Annotated in this window: 26 protein-coding genes and 1 pseudogene; 10 read left to right on the forward strand and 17 right to left on the reverse strand. The window is 72.7% G+C overall.

Annotation, left to right across the window (positions count from 1 at the left end):
• Positions 1-820: pseudogene (locus E1298_RS23105) on the reverse strand (putative quinol monooxygenase); the annotation flags it as partial.
• Between the two features lie 175 nt (positions 821-995).
• On the opposite strand from E1298_RS23105, the gene E1298_RS23110 reads away from it, so the two are divergent.
• The 3 genes from E1298_RS23110 to E1298_RS23120 all read left to right on the forward strand — a co-directional run bounded on the left by E1298_RS23110 (position 996) and on the right by E1298_RS23120 (position 2,884).
• Entirely contained in the window at positions 996-1,625 is a 630-nt protein-coding gene (locus E1298_RS23110; protein ID WP_131896592.1) for a sigma-70 family RNA polymerase sigma factor, read from the forward strand.
• A 122-nt stretch (positions 1,626-1,747) separates the two neighbouring features.
• Positions 1,748-1,975 (forward strand): hypothetical protein, encoded by a 228-nt coding sequence (locus E1298_RS23115; RefSeq protein WP_131896594.1) that lies wholly within the window; start codon positions 1,748-1,750, stop codon positions 1,973-1,975.
• 33 nt (positions 1,976-2,008) lie between these two features.
• Positions 2,009-2,884 carry an HAD family hydrolase gene (locus E1298_RS23120; RefSeq protein WP_131896596.1) on the forward strand — a complete coding sequence of 292 codons (876 nt, stop codon included), beginning with the start codon at positions 2,009-2,011 and terminating at the stop codon, positions 2,882-2,884.
• Here E1298_RS23120 and E1298_RS23125 read toward each other — a convergent pair.
• From E1298_RS23125 to E1298_RS23155, 7 genes are all read right to left on the reverse strand, one after another.
• Positions 2,881-3,531 carry an ATP-binding cassette domain-containing protein gene (locus E1298_RS23125; protein ID WP_243725750.1) on the reverse strand — a complete coding sequence of 217 codons (651 nt, stop codon included), beginning with the start codon at positions 3,529-3,531 and terminating at the stop codon, positions 2,881-2,883. The two genes, E1298_RS23120 and E1298_RS23125, sit on opposite strands and share 4 nt — an antisense overlap.
• Positions 3,532-3,682: 151 nt before the next feature.
• On the reverse strand, positions 3,683-4,609 hold the full coding sequence (locus E1298_RS23130; protein WP_131896600.1) for a lysophospholipid acyltransferase family protein: 927 nt from the start codon (positions 4,607-4,609) through the stop codon (positions 3,683-3,685).
• A 7-nt stretch (positions 4,610-4,616) separates the two neighbouring features.
• Positions 4,617-5,618: an NAD-dependent epimerase/dehydratase family protein gene (locus tag E1298_RS23135; protein ID WP_131896602.1), complete on the reverse strand. Its 1,002-nt coding sequence runs from the start codon at positions 5,616-5,618 to the stop codon at positions 4,617-4,619.
• Positions 5,619-5,665: 47 nt separating this feature from the next.
• Positions 5,666-5,764, reverse strand: coding sequence for a 30S ribosomal protein bS22 (locus E1298_RS23140; protein ID WP_018654693.1), 99 nt, complete (start codon positions 5,762-5,764; stop codon positions 5,666-5,668).
• A 370-nt stretch (positions 5,765-6,134) separates the two neighbouring features.
• Positions 6,135-6,338 (reverse strand): helix-turn-helix domain-containing protein, encoded by a 204-nt coding sequence (locus tag E1298_RS23145; RefSeq protein ID WP_026414196.1) that lies wholly within the window; start codon positions 6,336-6,338, stop codon positions 6,135-6,137.
• 340 nt (positions 6,339-6,678) lie between these two features.
• Positions 6,679-7,524, reverse strand: a complete 846-nt coding sequence (locus E1298_RS23150; RefSeq protein ID WP_131896604.1) for a phosphatase — start codon at positions 7,522-7,524, stop codon at positions 6,679-6,681.
• Positions 7,524-8,747, reverse strand: a complete 1,224-nt coding sequence (locus E1298_RS23155; RefSeq protein ID WP_424923123.1) for an acetoin utilization protein AcuC — start codon at positions 8,745-8,747, stop codon at positions 7,524-7,526. The genes E1298_RS23150 and E1298_RS23155 overlap by 1 nt, the downstream gene beginning before the upstream one ends.
• A 134-nt stretch (positions 8,748-8,881) precedes the next feature.
• Between E1298_RS23155 and E1298_RS23160 the strand changes: the two genes are divergently transcribed.
• On the forward strand, positions 8,882-9,982 hold the full coding sequence (locus E1298_RS23160) for an alpha/beta hydrolase (protein WP_131896606.1): 1,101 nt from the start codon (positions 8,882-8,884) through the stop codon (positions 9,980-9,982).
• Between the two features lie 58 nt (positions 9,983-10,040).
• Here E1298_RS23160 and E1298_RS23165 read toward each other — a convergent pair whose 3' ends face one another.
• The 8 genes from E1298_RS23165 to E1298_RS23200 form a co-directional block, all read right to left on the reverse strand.
• Entirely contained in the window at positions 10,041-10,454 is a 414-nt protein-coding gene (locus E1298_RS23165; protein WP_165975615.1) for a hypothetical protein, read from the reverse strand.
• 145 nt (positions 10,455-10,599) lie between these two features.
• A complete protein-coding gene (gene proC, locus E1298_RS23170) occupies positions 10,600-11,394 on the reverse strand; it encodes a pyrroline-5-carboxylate reductase (RefSeq protein WP_131896610.1) in 795 nt (264 codons plus the stop codon).
• A 75-nt stretch (positions 11,395-11,469) separates the two neighbouring features.
• The gene (locus E1298_RS23175; RefSeq protein ID WP_131896612.1) at positions 11,470-12,390 is read right to left on the reverse strand and encodes a proline dehydrogenase family protein; all 921 of its coding nucleotides are present in this window, start codon (positions 12,388-12,390) and stop codon (positions 11,470-11,472) included.
• 70 nt (positions 12,391-12,460) lie between these two features.
• Entirely contained in the window at positions 12,461-13,621 is a 1,161-nt protein-coding gene (locus E1298_RS23180) for an LCP family protein (RefSeq protein ID WP_131896614.1), read from the reverse strand.
• Between the two features lie 61 nt (positions 13,622-13,682).
• Positions 13,683-14,417, reverse strand: a complete 735-nt coding sequence (locus tag E1298_RS23185; RefSeq protein ID WP_131896616.1) for an ABC transporter permease — start codon at positions 14,415-14,417, stop codon at positions 13,683-13,685.
• Positions 14,414-15,145 (reverse strand): ABC transporter ATP-binding protein, encoded by a 732-nt coding sequence (locus E1298_RS23190; protein ID WP_131896618.1) that lies wholly within the window; start codon positions 15,143-15,145, stop codon positions 14,414-14,416. The genes E1298_RS23185 and E1298_RS23190 overlap by 4 nt, the downstream gene beginning before the upstream one ends.
• Before the next feature lie 94 nt (positions 15,146-15,239).
• Entirely contained in the window at positions 15,240-15,830 is a 591-nt protein-coding gene (locus tag E1298_RS23195; RefSeq protein WP_131896620.1) for a TetR/AcrR family transcriptional regulator, read from the reverse strand.
• Positions 15,827-16,720 carry a sugar phosphate isomerase/epimerase family protein gene (locus tag E1298_RS23200; RefSeq protein ID WP_131896622.1) on the reverse strand — a complete coding sequence of 298 codons (894 nt, stop codon included), beginning with the start codon at positions 16,718-16,720 and terminating at the stop codon, positions 15,827-15,829. Before E1298_RS23200 ends, E1298_RS23195 begins: the two co-directional genes overlap by 4 nt.
• 136 nt (positions 16,721-16,856) lie before the next feature.
• Here E1298_RS23200 and E1298_RS23205 point away from each other — a divergent pair, with 136 nt between their 5' ends.
• The 4 genes from E1298_RS23205 (at position 16,857) to disA (ending at position 21,542) form a co-directional block, all read left to right on the forward strand.
• Positions 16,857-17,555, forward strand: a complete 699-nt coding sequence (locus tag E1298_RS23205) for a class I SAM-dependent methyltransferase (protein ID WP_131896624.1) — start codon at positions 16,857-16,859, stop codon at positions 17,553-17,555.
• Positions 17,556-17,699: 144 nt separating this feature from the next.
• Positions 17,700-18,809 (forward strand): alpha/beta fold hydrolase, encoded by a 1,110-nt coding sequence (locus E1298_RS23210; RefSeq protein ID WP_131896626.1) that lies wholly within the window; start codon positions 17,700-17,702, stop codon positions 18,807-18,809.
• Positions 18,810-18,849: 40 nt separating this feature from the next.
• Positions 18,850-20,346, forward strand: a complete 1,497-nt coding sequence (locus tag E1298_RS23215) for a DNA repair protein RadA (protein ID WP_131896628.1) — start codon at positions 18,850-18,852, stop codon at positions 20,344-20,346.
• Positions 20,347-20,459: 113 nt separating this feature from the next.
• Positions 20,460-21,542 carry a DNA integrity scanning diadenylate cyclase DisA gene (gene disA, locus E1298_RS23220; protein WP_131896630.1) on the forward strand — a complete coding sequence of 361 codons (1,083 nt, stop codon included), beginning with the start codon at positions 20,460-20,462 and terminating at the stop codon, positions 21,540-21,542.
• Positions 21,543-21,641: 99 nt separating this feature from the next.
• Here disA and E1298_RS23225 read toward each other — a convergent pair whose 3' ends face one another.
• Positions 21,642-22,241: a hypothetical protein gene (locus E1298_RS23225; RefSeq protein WP_243725752.1), complete on the reverse strand. Its 600-nt coding sequence runs from the start codon at positions 22,239-22,241 to the stop codon at positions 21,642-21,644.
• A 69-nt stretch (positions 22,242-22,310) separates the two neighbouring features.
• Between E1298_RS23225 and E1298_RS23230 the strand changes: the two genes are divergently transcribed.
• Complete coding sequence (locus E1298_RS23230) at positions 22,311-23,183, forward strand: HhH-GPD family protein (protein ID WP_131896632.1); 873 nt, start codon at positions 22,311-22,313, stop codon at positions 23,181-23,183.
• Positions 23,184-23,246: 63 nt separating this feature from the next.
• Positions 23,247-24,218 (forward strand): adenosine deaminase, encoded by a 972-nt coding sequence (gene add, locus E1298_RS23235; RefSeq protein WP_131896634.1) that lies wholly within the window; start codon positions 23,247-23,249, stop codon positions 24,216-24,218.
• The last annotated feature ends 90 nt before the right edge of the window (positions 24,219-24,308 follow it).

Genomic DNA, 24,308 nt, shown 5'->3' on the forward strand with positions numbered 1-24,308 from the left:
CCCCTCCGCCGCCGCCCCCGCCCAAGCGGGGCGGCGGCGGAGGGGGGCCGACCGGGGTCGGCGCGGCGACGGGCTCGACCGGCGGAGCCGCGTAGCCCTGGTCCTCGTAGCCGGTGGCGGGCTCGTCCGCGTACTCGTCGTCGTAGCCCTCGTCGTCCTCGTAGACGGGGATGGTGCGCATCGCGCCGTACCAGACCAGGCCCGCGGCGGCGCCCAGCGCGACGACCGCGACCGGCGCGGGCAGGAGGCCCCGGCTGCCGCTGACCACCAGCACCCCGGCGAGGGCCACCAGCGCGATCGGGATGAGCAGCTCGCCGGCCTCGCGGTCCTGCCTGCTCGCCAGCCACGCCGTGACGCCCGCGCAGCCCACGAGCGCGATCACGGCGACCACGTGGGCGCCGTCGATCAGCAGCAGCGGCAGCGCGTCGTAGGTGTCGCCGGGCTTCGGCAGCTTCTTGTCCAGCGAGCCCGTGAGCGGGTCGAGCATCAGGATGACGAGCGCGACGACCGTGTAGGACACCGCGAACAGCCACGCCGCGAACCGCACCTGGACGTACCGCGCGATCAGCTCGATCATGCCGAGCGCGAGCCACATCGGCCCGATCATCGCGGCGCCGAGCTCCACGACGCGGAACAGCGGCCCGTTGAACCCGGCGAGGAAGCCCACACCCATCGCCAGCAGCGCGAGCGTCAGCCCGACCTGGGTGAGGGACCAGGCGATGAGGTACAGCAGCCGGTCCTTGTAGGCGCGCGAAATCAGCAACCCGGTGGCCACCAGGGCACCCAGGGTCGCCAGCAGCGCGAGAAGAGCGTCGACCATCGCGGACCATGGTGCCCGATGAGGGGCGGTGACGGGTAACCGCTCCCCGGAAGGGCATCCGAAACCGGACGGTTGGTCCCGTCCACAGGACATTCCAGGCCATTGCCTGACGTACCTATCGGTATCTAGAGTGGCAGATCCCGCCGGAGGTCGTGTACGTCCCGAGGAGAACTGCATGAGCAGCTTGGCCCTCGACGCCCGGGTCATCCCGCTTCCTCGGCGTTCCCGGGACACCGCCGAGCCCGGCGCCGATCGCGCCGAGACGCTCAAGCGCCTCGTCCTGCGGGCCAGGGAAGGCGACGCCCAGGCGTTCGGCTCCCTGTACGACCACTATGTCGAGCTGGTCTACCGCTACGTCTACTACCGCGTGGGGACGCACGCCCTCACCGAGGACCTCACCAGCGAGACGTTCCTGCGCGCGCTTCGCCGGATCCGCGACTTCCACTGGCAGGGCAAGGACTTCGGCGCCTGGCTCGTCACGATCGCCCGGAACCTGGTCGCCGACCACTTCAAGTCCAGCCGCTACCGCCTGGAGGTCTGCACGGCCGAGCTGGTCGAGCCGGACCGCCTCCAGGAGGGCCCGGAGCGGGCCGTCATCGACGCGATGACCAACCGGACGCTCCTGTCCGCCGTCCGTCGGCTGGGCTCCGACCAGCAGGAATGCGTCGTGCTTCGCTTCCTGCACGGCCTGTCGGTCGCCGAGACCGCGCTGATCATGGGCAGGAAGTCGGGCGCGATCAAGGCGCTGCAGTACCGTGCCGTCCGGTCGCTGGCCCGCATGCTGCCGGACGACCTGCGCTCCTGACCGGACCGACAGTTGTCCAGACCGCGGGGCCCATCGTCGGCACCGGGCCGTAACCTGCCGCGCCACCAGTCGTTTTGCGGGGCAGGAGCGCGTTCGCACCGCGATTGGCAAGGGAGCGGCCGTTGAAGACCAGCCGAAGCAAGATCGCCAAGGGCGGCAACCCGCTGGCCCGGCTGCGGACCGGCGAGCCGGACCCGGACCCGCACTTCCGCGCCGTCCTGCGCGCCAAGCTCGTGACGGCGGCGGCCTCGGCCGCGCCGACGGCTCCGCCGCACACCGCTCCGGCCCCCGTGGCCGGGGCACCCGCCCGCGCCGAGGCCGGGCAGGTCATGCGCTCGCGCGACAGTTGAGGGCACTCTGTAACAGACTCTAGGCTCGTGGCCATGCGGCGATTCTGGCAGCGCGCCAAGGAAGCGGACCATGTCAGCGCGGGCGAGGCGGCCGCCGCGGCGGCGACGGAACCGAGCCCGCTCCCCGACCCCGACCCCGCCGCCGCGGCGTTCTTCGACGTCGACAACACGATGATGCGCGGCGCGTCGATCTACTACTTCGCGCGCGGTCTCGCCGCCCGCAAGCTGTTCACCATGCGCGACCTCGCCGTATTCGCCTGGGGGCAGGCCGCCTTCCGGCTCCGCGGCACCGAGAACTCCGAGCACATCGGTAGCGCCAAGGAGGCCGCGCTCGCCTTCGTCGCCGGGCAGAAGGTCGCGGGCATCGTCCAGCTCAGCGAGGAGATCTACGACGAGGTGATGGCCGACCGCATCTGGCACGGCACCCGGACCCTCGCCCTCCAGCACCTGGACGCGGGCCAGCAGGTCTGGCTGGTCACCGCCACGCCCGTCGAGGTCGCCCGGACGATCGCGCACCGGCTCGGCCTCACCGGCGCCCTCGGCACCGTCGCCGAGACCAAGGACGGCCTCTACACCGGCCGCCTGGTCGGCAACCTGCTGCACGGCCCCGCCAAGGCCGAGGCCGTGCGCGCCCTCGCCCAGCGCGAGGGCCTCGACCTCGCGCGCTGCTCCGCCTACAGCGACTCGATCAACGACCTGCCGATGCTGACCGTCGTCGGCCACCCGCACGCCGTGAACCCCGACGCCGACCTGCGCGAGCACGCCAAGGAGAACGGCTGGCCCATCCACGACTTCCGCACCGGCCGCAGGGTCACCATGGTCGCCCTCCCCGCCGCCGCCGGAGCAGGCGCCCTGGCCGGCGGCGTCGCCGCCGGCATAGCCCTCCGCAAGCACTATAGGAGTACCTAGGCGACGTAGCGGCTGGCTAGGGCCTGGTTGCCGTTGGTGACCAAGTGGCCCTGGTCCAGGATTGCGAAGCGGTCGGCTCGGCAGGCGTCGTTCGCGTTCGGTGTCGACATCAGGATCGTCACGCCGTGCGAGGACAGTGTCCTGAGGACCTGCCAGATCCGGTCGGCCGCCTGGGGGGCGAGGCCCGCCATCGGCTCGTCCAGGAGGAGCACGTCGGCGCGGCCGACCAGTGCCAGGGCGAGGTCCAGGCGGCGCCGGCGCTCGTCGTCGAGGCGCTCGAACGGCTCGTCGGCCAGCGTGGTCAGACCGGTCAGCTCCAGGACCTCGCCAGGGTCGACGGGGTCCAGCGTCCAGCGCCGCCAGGTGTCGACGACCTCCGCGACGGTCAGGCCCGGGAACAGCCCGCCCTCGCGCCACACGACGCCCCGGCGCACGGCGTCCTGGTCGAGGTAGGGGTCGGCGTTGTTCAGCCGCGCCGTCCCGAGCGCGGGACGGCGCAGCCCGGCCGCGACCTCTAGCAGCGTCGTCTTGCCCGCCCCCGTCCGCCCCAAGAGGGCGTGGACCTCCCCCTTGGCGACGGCGAGCGAGACCCCGCGCAGCACCGCCACCTCACCGAAGCGGATCCGGACCCCGCTCAACTCGATCACGTTCGTTCCGCCATGCCTGTCCATTTCCGGCCCCCCGAGCGTCGGCAAGATCACCGATAGGCGTGAGGGTAGCGGCGGCGGGCGGGTGCGGCATCGTGACCTGCGCGGGCGTTCGTAACTTGTAACAAAGTGTTCAATAACCCGGCTGTGATCAGAAGAACGCGGGGCCCCGGCGCAGGAGCGTGTCGTACAGCATCTGCTGGACGTTCTCGCGGACGTGGTCGGTGATGTTGAAGACCGTCATCGGGTCGTCGGCCGCGTCGCCCGCGTACTCCTCCAGCGTCATGGGCTCGCCGAACTGGATCATCCACTTGGACGGCAGCGGGACGAGACCGGCGGGGCCGAGGAGCGGGAACGTCGGGGTGATCGGGAAGTAGGGGAGGCCGAGGAGCCGGGCGAGCGGGCGCAGCTCGGCGATCTTGGGGTAGATCTCCTCGGCGCCGACGATCGCGCACGGGACGATCGGGACGCCGGCGCGCAGCGCGGTCTCGACGAAGCCGCCGCGGCCGAAGCGCTGGAGCTTGTAGCGGTCGGCGAACGGCTTGCCGACGCCCTTGAAGCCCTCGGGGAACACGCCGACGAGCTCGCCCTTGCCCAGCAGGCGCGCGGCGTCGGCCGGATGGGCGAGGGTGTGGCCGGCCTTGCGGGACAGGTGGCCGAGCAGGGGCACCTGGTAGACGAGGTCGGCGCCCAGGAGCCGGACGTGCCGCCCGGCGTGGTCGTGCAGGCCGACCGACAGCATGATCCCGTCGATCGGGAGGGTCCCGGAGTGGTTGGCGACGATCAGGGCTCCGCCGTCGGCGGGGACGTTGTCCAGCCCGAACATCTCGACGCGGAACCAGTGCTCGTAGAGCGCCCTGGCGACGGGCAGCAGGACGGTGCTGTTGAACTCGGGGTCGAAGCCGAACTCGTCGACCTCGTACTCGCCCGCCAGGCGGCGGCGCAGGAACGCGAGGCCCGAGGCGATGCCGCGTTCGAGGGAACCGCGCTCGGGCTCGTCCTCCGGCGGACGCGCGGAGTCGAGCCGGATCACCTGCGCGCCCTCCCGGTCGAACCGCTGCCCCTGGTGGGCTTCCATAGTCCTCCTAGCGGCGCAGCGCGGCGGCGAGCCGGTCGATCAGCGGGAGCGCCAGGCCCTGGGCGGTGGCGAAGTCGGCGAACGCGGCCTCGGAGCTGTACTTGGGCCGCCAGGCCAGCTCGTGGGCGAGGGCCGTGGTGTCGATGACGCGGCCGTAGGTCAGCCACCGCAGGAGCTCGGGCGAGAACCCCGACATGCCCGCGAAGCGCCGTCCCATGTCGCCGAACACGGAGATCGACGGGGACGGCACCGGGACGTACGGCCGGCCGGCGCGGCGGAGCGCCTGCGACAGCAGCAGCACGCCGTCACCCGCGACGTTGAAGCGGCCGGGGTGGTCTTCGACGGTCATGCGGCGCAGCACCTCGACGCCGTCGTTCTCGTGGACGAACTGGAGCCGCGGGTCGAAGCCGAGCACGGTCGGCACGACGGGCATGCGCAGGTACCGGGTGAGCGGCGAGTCGACGCCGGGTCCGAGGAAGTTGGCGAAGCGCAGCACCGACACGGTCAGGTCGGAGCGGCGGCGCCGCAGCCCGCGGACGTAGCCCTCCACCTCCATCGCGTCCTTGGCGTAGCCGGACGTGGGCGGCTCGACGGGCTCGTCCAGCTCGGTGAAGACCGCCGGGTCCATCGGCGAGGAGCCGTAGACGGCCGCCGAGGACCGCACGACGAGCTTGCGCATGTCGGGCGAGCGCTGGCATGCCGCCAGCAGCTGCATCGTGCCGATGACGTTGAGTTCCTTCACCTTCGCCCGCGGCACCGACGGGGAGGTCACCAGGTTGAGGTGGACCACGGTGTCGACCTCGGCCGAGGCGATGACCTGCGCGATGACGGGCGTACGGATGTCGACGCGGACGAACTCGGTGCGCCCGAGGGGCGTCACGGGCGGCACCGTGTCCACGCCGATGACCCGCTCGATGCCGGGGTCGGCTTGAAGGGTGTTCGCGACCCGCGCCCCCAGGAAACGGGAGACGCCCGTGACGAGGACGACACGGGCCGCGGCGGCGGGCATGGAGGACACTGTGCGCCCCACCCCTTACGGCTGAGTGGCCGGCGTGTTTACTTCTTGTTGCGACGCTGGATGCGCGTCTTCTTCAGCAGCTTGCGGTGCTTCTTCTTCGCCATCCGCTTGCGGCGCTTCTTGATGACAGAGCCCACGTGACCTCGCTCGGCGTATCGGGTGTTGAGTCAGGGACGAACGTGCCGCAAGCGAGCATCACTCGTAACGCGCGCACGGTCCGCTGCCCAAGAGTACCGCTGTACCAGTGGAGGTCACGCCGTGGCATGGCGCGCGGCGCCGGCACCGCGGTCTCCGCGGCGCCGGGCACCGTTGCGCGCGGGCGGGCATCGCCCGTCCGCGTGGTGTCCAGTCCCGGTTCCGGCGGCCGGGCGGCCGCCGGCCGGTCCTTTGTTCTGTTCCTCGTTCCCCAGCTCCGGGACGGCCCTCGCGGCCCGTCCCGACGCCCCCTGCACGGCCGGGTATGGAGTACGCGGCGGGGCCATCGCTCATGCCCCCGCCCCTACCCCCTTATCCGGCTTCGATGAACGCGTCGCGCAGGTAGTCGTGAACGGCCTGCTCGGGAACCCGGAACGAGCGGCCCACGCGGATCGCGGGCAACTCTCCCGAGTGGACGAGGCGGTAGACGGTCATCTTGGACACCCGCATCACCGCCGCCACTTCGGCCACAGTCAGGAACCTGACCTCGCTGAGAGGTCGCTCGCCTGAGCTCATCGGACGCCCTCTTCCACACGTGCCGCGCACCGGCCCTTTGGGTGACTTTGATCACGCACGTGTACTTCCTCCAGCGTAAATCGCGTATCGGCAGTCGCAAGAGGGGAGTTCCACCCATTTCCGTATCCCGACCTGACCGGACGGCCACAGGGATATGTCCGCACGCTGCGTGGACCTGACGGCACGAGGAGTGGCACCGCGACGGGTTGTCAACCGAAACCACGCGATGACCTGCGACTCAGGCGTCATCGGGGGCTGCGCGCGAACCCATGCGCCCCGCTACGGCACGCATGTCACACGCAGTGACATGCGTGCGGGCGTTCCCGGCGGGTGAGGAAGGTCAGCCGGAGGCGGACAGCCCGGCCCGGCCAAGGAGATAGGCCGTCATAGGCGCGTAATGGTGCGGGGATATGCCGTCGTCGAGCGGGACGACGACATCGATCTTGCCTTCGGCGGCCCCGGCGAACAGGGCCGGATCGTTACAGTCCGCGAACCCGACGGTGTCGATGCCCGCCTGCCCGGCGGCTCCCGCCCAGCCGTGATCGGCGATGGCCAGATCCGGCCAAAGGTCCGTTTTTTCGCCCGTGGACCCCTCGGAAGCGGTATCGGCGGCCAGTTCGCGGAGCATGGCCTCCATCGGATACGGGTCGTGCGTGTGCTGGGTACGTCCGTCGCCGCCCTCCAGCATCGCCACGCCGCCCTCGGCGTAGACGATGCGGCGCGCCTCCGTGCCGCCCCAGTCGGACTCGATCTCATACGTCCAGCCAGCCGCGGGCGTCAGCACCCGGCAGCCGCTGTCCGCCAGGGCCCGCGCGACCGCCTGGTAGACGGGCGTCAGCGTGGCCGGGTGCCCGGTGGCGATGACGACGTTCTCCCGGCGGCGCGCGGCGAGCCCGATGCGGTCGCCCATCGCCTCCACCATGTCGATGGTGAGGTCGGGGTCGATCGTGTCGTCGCCGTAGACGTGCCCGGGGTCGGGGTCGACGCCGCAGCGCTCGACCATCATCTCCAGGACGGTCCGCTCCGTCCACGACGGCTTGAGCTCCAGGCCGAACTGGTAGTACGGGTGGCCGTCCGCCATCCGGCGGAAGTGCAACAGGTTGTTCTGGCGCGGCGTGGCGACATCGCCCGCGATCATCGTCTTGACGAGGTGGGCGCGCAGCTCGTCCCGGCTCGGGGGCGCCATCACTCGTCCGTCATCGGGTCGAGGCCGTGCTCGGGGAACACCGCCCGCCGTGTCGCCAGCACCGCCTGGTCGACCGGGCTCGCCGGGTCGTAGCCGTTCCCCCACCTGTGCACCTCCACCACGCTGGTCCCGTCGGTCATCCGCCGGGGAGCGACCTCCCCGGTGCGCCGCTGGACGAAGTCGCGCCATCCGTCCGGTGTCGCCGTCTCGGGCGGGATCGGCCCGCCCGCCGCCTCGGCCAGCAGGTGCGTCCACGCCCGCGGGACGACCTGGACCAGCTCGTAGCCGCCGCCACCCGTCACCACCCAGCGCCCGCCCGCGGTCTCGTGCGCGAGGCGGTGCAGCGCCGCGTAGGCGGTGCGCTGGCCGTCCACGCTGAGGATCAGGTGGGCCAGCGGGTCGAGCGCGTGGCCGTCGGCGCCGTGCTGGGTCACCAGGACCTGCGGACGGAACCGGCGCAGCAGCGGCGGGACGATCGCGTCGAACGCCCGCAGCCAGGGCGCGTCGCCGGTACCGGGCGGCAGCGCGACGTTGACCGCCGTGCCCTCGGCGCCGGGGCCGCCCGTCTCGTTCGGGAAGCCGGTGCCGGGGAACAGCGTGCGCGGCGTCTCGTGCAGGCTGATCGTCAGCACGCGCGGGTCGTCGTAGAAGGCGGCCTGGACGCCGTCGCCGTGGTGGACGTCGATGTCGACGTAGGCGACGCGCTCCGCGCCGTTCTCCAGCAGCCGGGCGATGGCGACCGCCGGGTCGTTGTAGACGCAGAACCCGCTGGCCGCGCCGCTCAGCGCGTGGTGCAGCCCGCCGGAGATGTTGGCGGCGTGCTCGGCGCCGCCCGTCCACACCGCCTCGGCCGCGGCCACCGAAGCTCCCGTGACGAGCGCGGACGCGTCGTGCATGCCGGGGAAGACGGGATTGTCGGGGGTGCCGAGCCCGTGCCGGACCTCGGGGAGCCCGGTCGCGCCCGCGTGCCTGACCGCCGCGATGTAGGGCTCCTCGTGGACGAGCCCGAGCAGCTTGTCGCCCGCGGCCTCGAACGTCGCGACCCGGACGTTCGGCCGCTCGGTCAGCTCCAGCTCGCGGGCCAGCGCCATCGTCAGCTCGACCCGGACGGGGTTCATGGGATGGCCGGGGCCGAAATCGTAGGAGGCGAGCCGGTCGTCCCAGAAGATCGTCAACCCGCAGTCGGCCGGATCGGCGGGCGAGGACGGCGGGGCACTGCTCATGACCTCACGCTATCGCGGTCGCGGCGTGGCGCGGATCACACACCCCCCGGGTCCGCGCGATCAAGTTGTGACGTGCGTTACCCGCCACAAATGGGCATCTATGTAACACATAGGAAACGGCACGTGGGGTGCAGATGGACTCACTTCCCCCCTCCGAACCGGCGGCGGAGGTCACTCCTCTGCCGCTCGCGGCCGCGGCGGCCCGCGCCGGCGCGGCCCACCCGGAACCGGCACCCGGCATGCCGCGCCAGTCCCGTCCGCCGAGCGTCCGCAGCCGCGCCATCAGCGGCGCGATCCGGCTGGGCGTGCGACCGTTCGTCCACCACGTCCCGGGCCATGCCGGAAGCATCCGCACGGCCCGATCGACGGTGGACGCCGCGGCCCGGCTGATCCGGCCGTCCCAGCGCGTGCGCGTCCTGCCGCTGAGCGACCCCCAGATCGAGACCGGACGCGGCGAGCGCCCGGTGACCGGCGAATGGGTCGCCGCGCGCGACGCCCAGGACGCGCCGGTCACCGGCGCCGTCCTGTACCTGCACGGCGGCGGCTACGTCGTCTGCTCGCCGCGCACCCACCGGCCGATCACCTCGCGGCTCGCCCTCGACACCGGGCTGCCCGTCCTGGTCCCCCGCTACCGGCTGGCGCCCGAGCACCCGTTCCCCGCGCCGCTGGAGGACGCCGTCGCCGCCTACCGCTGGCTGCTGGCGCGCGGCGTCCCCGCGTCCGGCATCGTCCTCGCGGGCGATTCGGCGGGCGGGCACCTCGCGGCCGCGCTGGCGGGCGAGATCTGCCGCACCGGCCTGCCGGGCCCGGCCGGGGTCGTCCTCTTCTCCCCCTGGGTCGACCTGACCTGCGAGCTGTCCATCCGCGCGCAGCGGCGCGCCCGCGACCCCTACATCAGCGCCCGCTCGGCGCGCCGGGTCGCCCGCCTCGTCGTGGGGCCGGCCGGGTTCGACGACCCGCGGCTGGCCCTGCTCACCTGCGCGTGGAGCGACGCCCCGCCCGTGCTGATCCAGGTCGGCGGCGCCGAGGTGCTGCGCCCGGAGGCGGAGGCGCTCGCGGACGCCCTGACCCGCGCCGGGGCCGACTGCGAGCTCCAGGTGTGGAAGGGGCAGATGCACGTCTTCCAGATCCTGAACCGGGTGCTCCCCGAGGCGAGCGCCGCGATGCGGGAGACCGCCCGGTTCGTCCAAGCGGTCACGTCGCCGGCCGCGTCCGGGACGGGAGCCGTCGCCTAGCCGGTCAGCGCTTCCCACCGTCCGGGTCTGACCGGCGGACGGCGGACGGCCTCCGAAGTCAGGTGCGACCGGCGTGCTCGCGCCTGCGGGACCGCTCCCGCACGTCGTCCAGGCTCAGGGTCACGAACCCGGCCAGCGCGGCCAGCGCGGCGACGCCCTCCCCGACGAGGCTGATCGTCTTCTCGGTGTACCAGACGGGGTCGTGCATGTCCGGCAGCGGGCCGAGCGCGCCCACCTCGACGTAGAAGTAGAGCAGCAGCGCCCCGACCGCGCTCGCCGCCACGAGGAACGCCAGCGCGTACGACCAGCGGCGCGCGTAGGTGAGGATCACCACGGCCGTCACTCCGGCCACCGCGGCCTGGATCCGGAAGAGGAGGTCGCCGTCGATGGAGCCGCCCTGCACATAGGCCATGTCCGGAGCGAACCTCCAGTGGACGATGGCGTCGGCGGCGAGCCCCGCGGCCACGAGCAAGCGGAGGATGAGTCCCATACCCCTAGACACGTGCGGAACCCCCGTCCCGGATCAATGGTTCAGAAGTGAACTTCCCCGGTTCGCGGGAATCGTGCCTGGCCGCCGCGCCGGACGCCTTGCACGATCGACCGCCCGCCGCGCACGGTCAGCCGCCTGCGAGCTCACGGCCGCGGTTGCGGGCCGCCTCGATGGCCTCCAGCACGGCCGCGCGGACGCCGTGCCGCTCCAGCTCGCGGATCGCCGCGATCGTCGTCCCGCCGGGGGACGTGACGGCCTCGCGCAGCAGCACCGGGTGCTCGCCGGAGTCGCGCAGCATGACCGCGGCGCCCACGGCGGACTGGATCACCATCTCCAGCGCGGCGGCGCGGGGCATGCCGAGCAGGATGCCCGCGTCCACCATCGCCTCGACGAGGTAGTAGAAGTAGGCGGGCCCGCTGCCCGACAGCGCGGTCGCGCCGTCCTGGAGCGACTCGGGGATGCGCAGCACCTTCCCGACCGGCGACAGCAGTTCCTCCGCCAGCTTCAGGTGCTCCTCGCCCGCGTGCGCGCCCGCGGAGATCACGCTCATCGCCTCGTCCACGTGGACGGGCGTGTTCGACATGACGCGGACGACCGGGACGCCCGCCGGGAGCCGCTGCTCGACGAACGGGGTCGTGATGCCCGCCGCCATCGAGACCACCAGGCGCCCCGGCGGGACGTGCGCGCCGACCTCGTCCAGCAGGGCGCCCATGTCCTGCGGCTTCACCGCGAGGACGAGCGTGCCGGCCTTGGCCGCGGCCTCCTCGTTGGAGACGATCTCGATGCCGTACCGCTCGCGCAGCAGCGCCCCGCGCTCCTCGCGGCGCACGGTCGCCATCAGCTCCGACGGGCGGCGCCCGGCCCGGAGCACCCCGGACAGCAGCGCCTCGCCCATCTTCCCGGCACCCAGAATCGCGATCATCGGCATACCTTGACGTGGGGATTCAACGACCCGTCCAGCCTATAGCGGCCGGGCGGGGCCGCCGCCGGCGGCGGGTCAGGAACGTCCGGCCAGCGACCGCATGAAGAAGCGGAAGTTGGCGGGCCGCTCGGCCAGGCGGCGCATGAAGTACCCGTACCACTCCTGGCCGTAGGCGACGTAGACGCGCACCCGCGCTCCCTGCGCGGCGAGCCGCCGCTGCTCCTGCGGCCGGATCCCGTAGAGCATCTGGTACTCGAACGTGTCGGGGTCGCGCTCGTTCAGGACCGCGAGAGCGCCCGCGATGTCGATGAGGCGCGGGTCGTGCGTGGCGAGCATCGGGTAGCCCTTGCCGGCCATCAGGATCTTCATGCACCGCACGAAGGACTTGTCGATGTCCTCCTTGCCGGTGAAGGCCACCGGCTCGGGCGCGGCGTAGGCGCCCTTGCACAGCCGGACGCGGGACCCCTCGAAGGCCAGCTCGGCGCAGTGCTCCTCCGCGCGCCGCAGGTACGCCTGGATCACCGCTCCGGTGTCGGGGAAGTCGCGGCGCAGCTCGTGGACGGTCCGGAGCGTGGAGTCGACCGTGGTGTGGTCCTCCATGTCCACCGTGACCGTCGTGCCGGCGGAGCGGGCGGCCCCGCAGATGCGCCGAGCGCCGTCCAGGGCGAGGTCCTCGGCCAGCGTCTGCCCGATCGCCGACAGCTTCACCGACACCTCGGCGCGCGCGCCGAGGCCCGCGCGGCCGAGCCGGTCCAGCAGCCCGAGGTAGTGCGTGACGTTCGCCTCCGCCTGCCCCTTGTCCTGGACGTCCTCGCCGAGGACGTCCAGGCTGACGTGCAGCCCCTCGCCGGTCAGCGCCTCCGTGACGCGCGCCGCGTCCTCGATCGTCTCGCCCGCGATGAAGCGGCGGACGACGTCGCGGGTGAACGGCGCGGTCTCCACGACTCTGCGCGCCCCGCCACTGCGCGACGCGGCCAGCAACGCCTGACGAAACACTGGTGAACCCCTTGTCCGGCGGGACCGCTCTGTCCCTCGTCCTCAGGGTATGCCCGGAATGAGGCGACGATCACGAGACGGTGCCGAGCTCGTTGCCGCCGCCGTGCCGCTTCACGTACTCGGGCATCTCCGCGGTCTTGATCGCGCCGAAGAGGGCCTTCGCCTTCGTCCCGTCGAGCAGGACGACGCTCTGCTTCCCGCGCATGCCGGTGCCCCGGTACGGGGTCGTCAGGAACGTCACGTCCGAGGCGCGCAGGTGCCGCAGGCCCAGCGCGAGCGAGCGCAGCTTCCCGCCCGACACGCTCTCGTCCACGCTGATCGACTTGGTGAACGCGGACAGGAACCGGTCGAGCTTCAGCGGGTTGGTGAGGGTCCCGCGGGCGGCGGCCTGCTGGACGAGTGCGCGGAGGAACGCCTGCTGCCGCCTGATCCGGTCGAAGTCGCCGTTCGGGAGGTTGTAGCGCTGCCGAACGAACAGCAGCGCCTGCTCGCCGTCGAGCTTCTGCCGCCCTGCCTCCCAGCGCATTTTGCGGGCCGGGTCGTAGACGCTCTGCTTGATGTCGACGGTGACGCCGCCGAGCGCGTCCGTCATCGACTTGAACCCGGCGAAGTCGATCGCGCCGTAGTGGTCGACGCGGACGCCGGTCAGGTTCTCCACCGTCTCGATCAGCAGCTTCGGGCCGCCGAACGAGAACGCCGCGTTGATCTTCTGGTCGCCGTAGCCGGGGATGTCGACCCACGAGTCGCGCGGGAACGAGACCACGTAGGCCTTGCTCCGGTCGGCCGGCAGGTGCATCAGCATGATCGTGTCGGTGCGCTGCTGTCCCGGCTTCCACACCTCGCCGCCGTCGCCGGTCGTCCCGGCGTCGGCCCGCGAGTCCGACCCGACGAGCAGCCAGTTCTCGGTGCCGGTCACGTTCGGGCCGGGACGCTTGGCGCCGTCGCCCGGCAGCGCGCCCTTGATCCGGTCGATGTTGCCGTCGTAGGACGACTGGCGCTGCCAGATCAACCCGCCGAGCCCGGCCACGACCAGCGCGAGGAACACTGTGACCGCGATGAGGATCCGGGGCCAGCGGCGCTTGCGCGCCTTGCGGTGCCCCCGGCTCCCGTCACCGGGACCGCCGTCCCCGGGCCCGCCGACGCCGAGCACACCGAGCCCGCCCTCGTGCGGCGGCGGGGACGCGTCGGACCGCTGCGGCGCGGGCGGGCCGGTGGGGTCTCGGGGGGTCATGGCGCCGGAGATTACCAGCCCGATACGGGATAGATGGCCTGGTTGGGGGCAGGTGTCCGGATCAACCGGTCCGGCGGCGCAGCGTGGCAGCGCCCAGGAGCAGGGCCACCACCATGAAGCCGGCGATGACCGTGACGTCCACGGTCAGCGTGCCGGTGAAGCCGGACGACCGGCTGATCTCCTGCATGCCCTGCACCGCGTACGTCAGCGGCAGCACCCGCGCGATGGCCTCCAGCCACGACGCCATCTCCTCGCGCGGCATGATCAGCCCGCACAGCAGGGCCTGCGGCAGCACGAACGCGGGCATGAACTGGACGGCCTGGAACTCCGTCCGCGCGAACGCGCTCGCGAACAGGCCGAGCGCCATGCCGAGCAGCGCGTCCAGCAGCGAGACGAGCACCAGCGACGCGAACGGGCCGTCCAGGTCCAGGCCGAGCCAGGTCAGCGAGATCGCCAGCACGACCCCGACCTGCACCAGCGCGATCAGCCCGAACGCCAGGGCGTAGCCGAGCAGCAGGTCGAGCTTGCCCACCGGCATGGTCATCAGCCGCTCCAGCGTGCCGCTCGTCCGCTCGCGCAACGTGGCCACGCTGGTCACGATGAACATGATCACGAACGGGAACACGCCGAGCAGCATCGGGCCGACCCGGTCGAACACCGCCGGCTGGTCGAACACGTACCGCAGCAGGATCATCAGCAGGCTGGGCACCCCGATGAGCAGCCCCAGCGTGCGGTGGTCGTTCTTGAGCTGGGCGAGGATGCGCCGCGTCGTCGCCAGCGTGATCGCGAGGTTCATGCGCGGCTCTCCGTCCGCTCGGTGATCAGCTGGAGGAAGGCCTCCTCCAGATCATCGGCGCCGGTCCGCGTCCGCAGCGCCTCGGGGGTCCCGTCGGCCAGGATCCGGCCCTCCCGCATCAGCAGCAGCCGGTCGGTGCGGCCCGCCTCGTCCATGACGTGGCTGGACACGACCAGCGTGGTGCCGCGGTCGGCCAGCTCGCGGAACAGCTCCCACAGCTCCTGTCGCAGCACCGGGTCGAGGCCCACGGTCGGCTCGTCCAGGACGAGCAGCTCGGGTGCCCCCAGCAGCGCGACGGCCAGATTGGCCCGGCTGAGCTGGCCTCCGGACAGGGTGGACACGACCTGGTCGCGGTACTTGCCGAGCCCGACCTCGTCGATCACGCGATCGACGTCCGAGCGCGGCGCGCGCAGGACGGCCGCGAAGTAGCGCAGGTTCTCGGCGACGCTCAGGTCGGCGTACACGGCGGGCGCCTGCGTCGCGTACCCGACGCGCCTGCGCAGGTCGCGCGAGCCCGCGGCGTCGCCGAGCACGGTCACCGTGCCGCCCGCGACGATCTGGACGCCGACCAGCGCCCTCATCAGGGTCGTCTTGCCGCACCCGCTCGGCCCGAGCAGCCCGAGGACCGAGCCCTGCGGCACGTCGAAGGACACCCCGTGCAGGACCTCTCGGCCGCCGCGCACCACCCGCAGGTCCCGCACACTGACCGCCGGACTAGAACTCATCATGTGTTGAATTTATGCCGACGCACATGCCCGGGTCAAGGCGTGGGGGCAGGAATCAGCGGCGTTTCAGAGCATGGGCGCCAGGGCTCGGAGGAACTTAGTCCAGGTAGCGCTGGAGGGCTGGGGCGACCATGTCGACCAGTTCGTCTTCGGAGGCCGAGGCGATCGGTTCGACGCGCAGGACGTAGCGCAGGATCATCAGGCCGATCATCTGGCCGGCGGCGGCCTGGGCCCGCAGGAGCGGCACGTCCGTGGCCTGGGCGATGCGCCCGAACAGGGCGGAGGTCACGAACTCGCGCATCATCGCGGCCGCGCGCTCGTTGGTCATCGCGGAGCGGAGCATGGCGAGGATGGGGGCGCGCCGGTCGGCGTCGCCCCAGATCTCCAGGAACGTGCGGACCATGACCTCGCCCAGCTCCTCGCGGGGACGGGAGAGGATGCGCGGCAGCAGGACGGCGGGGTCCACCGGGAACCGCATCGCCTCGATGAACACCCCTTCCTTGTTGCCGAAGAAGTGGTGCACGAGGGCCGGGTCGACGCCGGCGGCGCGGGCGATGGCGCGCAGCGAGGCGCCGTCGTAGCCCTTCTCGGCGAACAGCTCGCGGGCCTGGGCCAGGATCGCCTCGCGCGTCTCGGTCGGCCCGGGACGTCGCCCGGGGCCCCGCGCGGGCCGGGTCGCCTCCGTCACCGCGCTCCCCGCGCTCCCCGCCGGGTGACCTCCCCGCCGGAGGTGACCTCCCAGGTGCGGTCGGCGGCGGCGAGGTGCAGGCGGGCGAAGGCCAGCGCCTCGGCGAGGTCCTCCATCCGCTCGCCGCGGGTGGCGGCGCGGCGGGTGTTGACCTCCAGCACGACATGCCCGCCGAAGCCGCCCTCGGCGAGGCGCTCCAGCATCGGCCCGCAGGGCTGGTTGCCGCGCCCCGGGACGAGGTGCTCGTCCTTGTTGGTGATGCCGAGCCCGTCGGCCAGGTGCAGGTGGCGGAGCCGGTCGCCGAGGCTCGCGGCCATGTCGAGCCCGTCGGAGCCCGACACCGCGGTGTGGGACAGGTCGAGCGTCACATGCGGGTAGTCCTGGTCGACGGGGTTCCAGTCGGGCAGGTACATGCCCGCCTCCGCACCGCGCGCCTTCAGCGGGAACATGTTCTCGACCGCGAACAGCACGTCCGTCTCGTCCTGCATGCGGGCGAGGCCCTCGACGAACTCCCTGGCGTAGTCGCGCTGCCAGCGGAACGGCGGGTGGACGACGACGACCTCGGCGCCGAGTTCCTCGGCGACCTCCTTGGAACGCACCAGCTTGCCCCACGGCTCGCGGCCCCACACCCGCTGGGTGAGCAGCAGGCAGGGCGCGTGGATCGACTTGATCGGGACCTGGTGGTAGTCGGAGAGCCGGCGCAGGACGTTGAGGTCCTGGGAGGAGGCGTCGGTGGAGACCATCACCTCGATGCCGTCGTACCCCAGCAGGGCGGCGGTCTCGAAGGCGCTCGGGACCTTCTCCGGGTAGACCGACGCCGTGGAAAGCGTGATCGGCGCGTCCGGCACGCGGAGGGCCGGTGTGCTTGCGCCGTTGTGCTGCGGGGTCAAGGCTCCCTCGCCAGGAATGATCGCTCGGCAGGTTACAAGGTTCGCACGGAAAGCCTATGCGGCCGCGGCGGCGTTGAAACCCTCGCCCGGAGTGATCCTCATTGCCCCGCGATGCCGGGCGGCTACGCTCTGGCGGGTGGCCGAGATAGCTCCGGGGGCCGTGCCGAGCCCGAACATCTGGAACTCGCCGCAGGTGTACGAGGTGGAGAACCGGGCGGTCGACCCCGACGGGTTGATCGAGGCGGCGATGCGCGCCGTCCGTCCCTGGCGGGGCGCGACGGTCCTCGACCTCGGCTGCGGCACGGGTTTCCACCTGCCCCTGTTCGCCGCGGAGGCGGAGCGGGTGATCGGGGTGGAGCCGCACGCCGGGCTCGCCGCCGCCGCCCGCCGCCGCGCGAAGGACCTCCCGAACGTCGCGGTCCGCGTGGGCGCCGCGCAGGCGTTGCCGCTCCCGGACGCGTCGGTGGACGTCGTGCACGTCCGATGGGCGTACTTCTTCGGGCCGGGCTGCGAGCCGGGCCTGGCCGAGCTGGACCGGGTCGTCCGGCGCGGCGGTGCGGTCTTCATCGTCGACAACGACGCGACGCGGTCCACGTTCGGCCGCTGGTTCCGGCGGAGCCTGCCGAAGTACGACCCGGACGCGGTGGAGCGGTTCTGGACGCGGCGCGGCTACACCCGGGAACCGCTGATGATCCGCTGGTCGTTCCAGAGCCGGGACGACCTCGCGGCGGTGCTGCGCATCGAGTTCCCGAGCGATCTGGCGGATGCCTGCCTGAAAGAACACGAAGGGCTCGAAGTGGACTACGCCGTGAATCTGTGGTGGCGTTGCCCCTGAGTTACTGACTGGTTGGTCACACCCGGTGCCCCGGTATGGCCACTACTGGATCCTCTGTATAACAATCGACTCCGCAGGCGTTCGCGACGCCGCCCCCCGAGCCCCGGCCGGCGTCCGCGACCCGAGGAACGGGAGGAACGGACCATGGGCCGTGCCGCCACAACGAGCCGTATCGCCTCCGGGGGGACGACCCCCCAGACCCCCCGGCGAAAAGCGGCTGGCGCCATTCTCGCCGCCACCGCGCTCAGCGCCGTCGGCGCCGGGGCGGGGCTGGCCGCCCAGCGCCGCGCGCTGCGCCGGCTCCAACTGCGCCCCGACCCGTACGCGGGCGAGCCGTTCGGCTCCCTGCGCGGACGTCCCGTCCCCGTCCGCGCCGACGACGGCACCCGCCTGTACGCCGAGATCGACGGCGACGACCGCACCGACCTCGCCGTCGTCTTCTGCCACGGCTGGACGCTCACCCAGGACTCCTGGCACTTCCAGCGCAAGGCCCTGCGCGGGCTCGGCCGCCTCGTCTTCTGGGACCAGCGCGGCCACGGCCGCTCCGACGGCGGCGCCCGGGACGGCTACGAGCTCCCCCGCCTCGCCCACGACCTCGCCGCCGTCATCGAGGCCACCGTCCCCGCCGACACGCCCGTCGTCCTGGTCGGCCACTCCATGGGCGGCATGACGATCATGCGCTATGCCGATGAGAACCCCGGCCTGATCGGCCGCAAGATCGTCGCCACCGGGCTGCTCTGCACGTCCTCCGGCGGGCTCGGCGGGGTCAGCCTGGGCATGCCCGCCCTGCTCGCGCGCACCACCCACCGCGTCCTGCCCCGCGCGCTGCGCGCCCTCGGCGCCGGCTCGGCGGTGATCGAGAAGGTCCGCCACCTCGGCCGGGACGGCTCCCTGCTGATCGAGGACCTGATCGCCTTCGGCCCCGACGCGAGCCCCGCCGCCGTCGCGTTCGCCGAGCAGATGCTGACCGAGACCCGGATGGACGCGCTCGCCGACTTCTTCCGCTCGATGATCACGCACGACGTCATCAGCGAGTGCGCGTCCCTCGGCGGCGCCGACACCCTCGTCATCGGCGCGGAGAACGACGCGCTCACCCCCGTCGAGCACAGCCTCAAGATCGCCGGCTGCGTGCCGTCCGCGCGGCTGGAGGTCGTGCCGGTCGCGGGCCACATGGCCATGCTGGAGCGGCCCGGCGTCGTCGCCGACCACCTGGGCGACCTGATCGAACGCGCCCGCAAGAACCTCGCCGCCTGATCCCGCGCTGACTGTCGGTAGCGCGCCCTACGCTCGGCGCATGGCGAAGGCGAAAACGGCGAAGGCGTCCTACCGCTGCTCCGACTGCGGATGGCAGACGTCGAAGTGGGTCGGGCGCTGCGGCGAGTGCCAGACGTGGGGAACGGTCACCGAGGCGACCTCCGCCACCCCGGCGCGGGTGGTGAGCGCCGGGCCCGTCAGCGTGCCCGCGCGTCTGATCGGCGAGATCGACGTGCGCTCCGCCCAGAGCAGGCCCACGGGCCTGGACGAGCTCGACCGGGTGCTCGGCGGCGGCATCGTGCCCGGCGCCGTCCTGCTGCTGGCGGGCGAGCCCGGCATCGGCAAGTCCACGCTGCTGCTGGAGGTCGCGGCGCTGGCCTCCACCGGGTCCGGTCCGGCCGACCCGCACGTCCCGCCGCAGGCCGCGGCCGGGATTCCGGGGGCCAACGGAGCCTCGGGCGGGGCGGGCGCCGGCGGCTCGAACGTCCTGTACGTGACGGGCGAGGAGTCGGCCCAGCAGGTGCGGCTGCGCGCCGACCGGGTCGGCGCCATCACCGACCACCTGTACCTGGCGGCGGAGACGGAGCTGTCCGCCGTCCTCGGCCACCTCGACGCGGTGGAGCCGACGCTGCTCGTCGTCGACTCCATCCAGACGATCGGGACGTCCGAGGCCGACGGCGCGCCCGGCGGCGTGACGCAGATCCGCGAGGTCGCCGCCAACCTCATCCGGGTCGCCAAGGAGCGCGGCATCACCGTCGTGCTCGTCGGCCACGTCACCAAGGACGGCGCCATCGCCGGGCCGCGCCTGCTGGAGCACCTCGTCGACGTCGTGCTCTACTTCGAGGGCGACCGGCACTCCCGGCTCCGCATGATCCGCGCCGTCAAGAACCGCTACGGCCCGACGGACGAACTCGGCTGCTTCGACCTGTCGGAGGTCGGCATCGTCGGCCTGCCCGACCCGAGCGGCCTGTTCCTCACCCGCCGCGAGGAGGCCGTCCCCGGGACGTGCGTGACCGTCACTCTGGAGGGCCGCCGCCCGCTCGTCGCCGAGGTGCAGTCCCTCGTCGCCAAGTCGCACCTGCCCGCCCCGCGGCGCGCCACGTCCGGCCTCGACACCTCGCGCGTCGCGATGGTCCTCGCCGTCCTCGCGCAGCGCTGCAAGATCTCCATGCACGAGCAGGACGTGTACGTCTCCACCGTCGGCGGCGTGCGGCTCGCCGAGACCTCCGTCGACCTGGCGCTCGCGCTCGCCGTCGCCGGGTCCACGGTCGAGCAGTCGCTGTCGACCAGCCTGATCGCGCTCGGCGAGGTCGGGCTGGCGGGCGAGGTGCGCGTCGTCCCCGGCGTGCAGCGGCGGCTCGCCGAGGCCGCGCGGCTCGGGTTCAAGCACGCCGTCGTCCCGCGCGGCTCCCTCGAACTCGCCGACGGATCGCCGCTCAAGCGCGCCGACCCGCAGCTGACCAGCTACGAAGGCATGAAGGTGATGGAGGTCGACAGCCTCCAGCAGGCGCTGCAGGTCTCCTTTACGGCGCCGTAGCGCCCGTCACGCCAGAGTATTACGCCACACAACCCGCGCTTGCGACCAGGGGAGGAACCGGCGCGCGGCCCTCCTCGGTAAACTGGCGCCGTCCAGCGACCTCCGGGGGCCAGGTGCCATCACACGACAAGGGTCATGACGAACGACGCCGCGCCACGCTAGCCGCGGTGGCCCCGGGCACCCAGATCCGCGACGGTCTGGAACGGATCCTGCGGGGCCACACCGGCGGCCTGATCGTGCTCGGCTACGACAAGACGGTCGAGGAGCTGTGCTCGGGGGGCTTCGAGCTCGACGTCGAGTTCTCCGCCACCCGGCTGCGCGAGCTCGCGAAGATGGACGGGGCGATCGTCCTCGACGGCAACCACGGCCGGATCGTGCGCGCCGCCGTCCACCTCGTACCGGACTCCACCATCCCCACCGAGGAGTCGGGGACCCGCCACCGCACCGCGGAGCGCGTCGCCCGCCAGACCCGCTTCCCGGTCATCTCGGTGAGCCAGTCGATGCACATCATCGCGCTGTACCTCGACGGCATCCGCTACGTCCTGGAAGACTCCGCGGCGATCCTGTCCAAGGCCAACCAGGCCCTCGCCACGCTTGAGCGCTACAAGCTCCGGCTGGACGAGGTGTCCGGCACCCTGTCGGCGCTGGAGATCGAGGACCTCGTCACCGTCCGGGACGTCAGCGCCGTCGTGCAGCGGCTGGAGATGGTGCGCCGCATCGCCGACGAGATCGAGGGCTACGTCGTCGAGCTCGGCACCGACGGCCGGCTGCTGTCCCTGCAGCTGGACGAACTGGTGTCCGGTGTCGACGTCGACCGGGAGCTGATCGTCCGCGACTACCCGTCCGCCGACACCCGCGCCCGCGGCGTGGGCTCGATCCTGTCGGCGCTCGACGTGCTGTCGGCCAACGAGCTGCTCGACCTGTCCACGGTCGCCGAGGTGATGGGGTTCGCCGGCCCCGACGCGCTCGACCTGCCCGTCAGCCCCAAGGGCTTCCGGCTGCTGGCCAAGGTGCCGCGGCTGCCGAGCATGGTCGTCGAGCGGCTCGTCGAGCACTTCGGCGGGCTGCAGAAGCTCCTGGCCGCCAGCATCGACGACCTCCAGGCGGTGGGCGGCGTGGGCGAGTCCCGCGCGCGCAGCGTCCGCGAGGGCCTGTCCCGCCTGGCCGAGTCGTCCATCCTGGAACGCTACGTCTGACGACCGGCGCGCACGGGCACCGGCGTGCACAGGGATCCGCGCGCACGGACACCCGCGCGCACGGGCACCGGCGTGCGTGGGGGCTTCGCGTCCGCCTGGTCAGCGCAGGCGGAAGACCTGCCTCTTGGCGCCCTTGAGTTCGGCCACATAGGTCCCCGGCCGGACGGGGTCGCCCTTGCAGCCGCGCTTGCGGTCCCAGCCGACGCCGTCGACGTACGGGATGCCGCGGCGCAGCGTCCGGCGCGCCGGACGGCCCTCCCGGCACCGCGCCGACGACCAGATCCGGTCAGGCCCGGACGTGACGCGGACGTCCACCGACCCGGCGTCCCACGTGCACGGGTTCTCGCCCGCGTTGACCACCGTGACCCGGAACCGCGGCCGCTCCGGTCCCGCGTACGTATCGCGCGCCGAGGCCAGGTTCACCACGAGGTCCCGCGCCCGGCAGGGGCCGTCCTCCGGCGGGGGCTCGGACGGCGGGGTGGTCGTCCTCGTGACGGTGACGGTGGGCATCGCGGTGGGGGGCGGGGCGCTCGTCTCGGCGGCGCCCGCGTTCCGGACGGGCTCGTCCTCGTCCCCGTCGCCGGTGCACGCCCAGGCGAGCAGCCCGACGACGCCCAGGATCCCCGCCAAGGCCGCCGCGCGCCGCCGCCAGTACCGGTCGAGCCCAGAAGCGCCGTCACGTCCAGTGTCCGCCCCCATGCGGTCAGTATGCATTCGCCCGTCCGCCAAGAGGTGGCGACCCGCCGCGTGCCACAATGGCGCTCCGCCATGAAAACCACCTACATCGAGCCGATCCTCGACTGGTACCACGCCAACGCCCGGGACCTCCCGTGGCGGGCCCCGGGCGCGACCCCGTGGGGCGTCCTGGTCAGCGAGATCATGCTCCAGCAGACCCCGGTCTCCCGCGTCCTGCCCGTCTGGCACGCCTGGATGGCCCGCTGGCCCACCCCCGCAGCCCTGGCCGCCGAGCCGTCCGGCGAGGCCGTCCGCGCCTGGGGCCGCCTCGGCTACCCGCGCCGCGCGCTGCGCCTGCACGAGAGCGCTCGCGCGATCACCGAGCGGCACGGCGGCGAGGTGCCGTCCTCCCATGAGGACCTCCTGGCCCTGCCCGGCATCGGCGCCTACACCGCCGCCGCCGTCGCCAGCTTCGCCTTCCGCCGGCGCCACGCCGTTCTCGACACCAACGTCCGCCGCGTCCTGGCCCGCCTGCTCACCGGCGTGGAGTACCCGCCGAAGGCCCAGACGAAGGCGGAGGTGGCGCTCGCCGAGAGCCTCCTGCCCCCCGATCCGCCGACCGCTGCCCGCTGGGCCGTCGCCGTCATGGAGCTCGGCGCCCTCGTCTGCACCGCCCGCTCGCCCCGCTGCGTCGACTGCCCCGTCCTCGACCAGTGCGCCTGGCACCTGAACGGCCGTCCCGCCTACGACGGCCCGCCGCGCCGCGGCCAGACCTACGCGGGCACCGACCGCCAGTGCCGCGGCCGCATCCTCGCCGTCCTCCGCGAAGCCGAAGGCCCCGTCGAGAAGCCCGCCCTGGACGTCGTCTGGGCGGACCCCGTCCAGCGTGAACGCGCCCTGGACACGCTCGTGGCCGACGGCCTTGTGGACCCTCTGCAAGACGGCCGCTACGCCCTCCCCAGCTGAGACGCCCCCGGGTCGCCGAAAATGTGTGGTGGACCGATGCATCGGGCTCGTAGCGTACGGTGCGTGCGTGATCTTCTGAGGCTGCCCAAGACCCACCTGCACGTCCACCTGGAGAACACCGTGCGGTGGGACACCCTCCGCGAGATCGGTGCGGCCAACGGCGTGAAGGTGCCCGACGACATCGGGAGGTTCGGCGGCTTCGCGGCCTTCTTCGCGCAGAACGACCTGGTGCGCGCGTGCCTGCGGCGTCCGGACGACTTCCACCGGATGGCCTACGAGTTCTGCCAGGACGAGGCCGCGCAGGGCGCCCGGTACGCCGAGGCGTCGTTCACCGCCGCCGCGCACGGCGAGCGGCTCGGCGACCTGGACATGCCGCTGGGCGCCGTCCGCGAGGGCCTGGCGGAGGGGCGCGGGGCGTTCGGCATCGAGGTGCGGCTGCTCCTGGACCACTCCCGCCGCCGTCCGGTCGAGCGGGCCTGGCGCACGCTCGACCTCGCCAAGCGGCACGACGACGTGGTCGCCGTCGGGCTCGCGGGCGACGAGGCGTTCCCCGGCGACCCGTTCGTCGAGGTGTTCGCCGCCGCCCGCGACGCCGGGCTGCACGTCGTCCACCACGCCGGCGAGGGCGAGGGCGCGGCGAGCATCCGGCAGGCGCTCGGCACCGGGCTCACCGAGCGCCTCGGCCACGGCATCCGGGTCCTGGACGACCCGGACCTGGTCGCCGAGGTGCGGGAGCGGCGCGTCCCGCTCGAAGTGTGCCCGTCGTCCAACGTCGCGCTCGGGTTCGCCCCGTCGCTCGCGGAGCATCCGCTGCCACGGCTGCGCGACGCCGGTCTCGTCGTGACGGTCAACACCGACATCCCCGCCCTGATCGGCACCCCGCTGGCCACCGAGTACGCCCGCGTCAGGGACGCCTTCGGCTACGACGACACCGTCCTGGCCGACCTGGCCCGCGCCGGCGTCGACGCCTCCTTCGCCCCCGACGCGACCAAGGCCCGCCTCCATCAGGAGATCGACACCTGGCTCACCTCCTGATCCCGCTCGCTCACCCCCTCGTCCTCGCTCACCCCCTCGTCCTCGCTCAGCTCCACACCCAAGGCCCAGTTCCGGCCGACAGACCCGCCC

The sequence above is a fragment of the Actinomadura rubrisoli genome (assembly GCF_004349215.1).
In the GTDB taxonomy this organism is placed as follows: Bacteria; Actinomycetota; Actinomycetes; order Streptosporangiales; family Streptosporangiaceae; genus Spirillospora; species Spirillospora rubrisoli.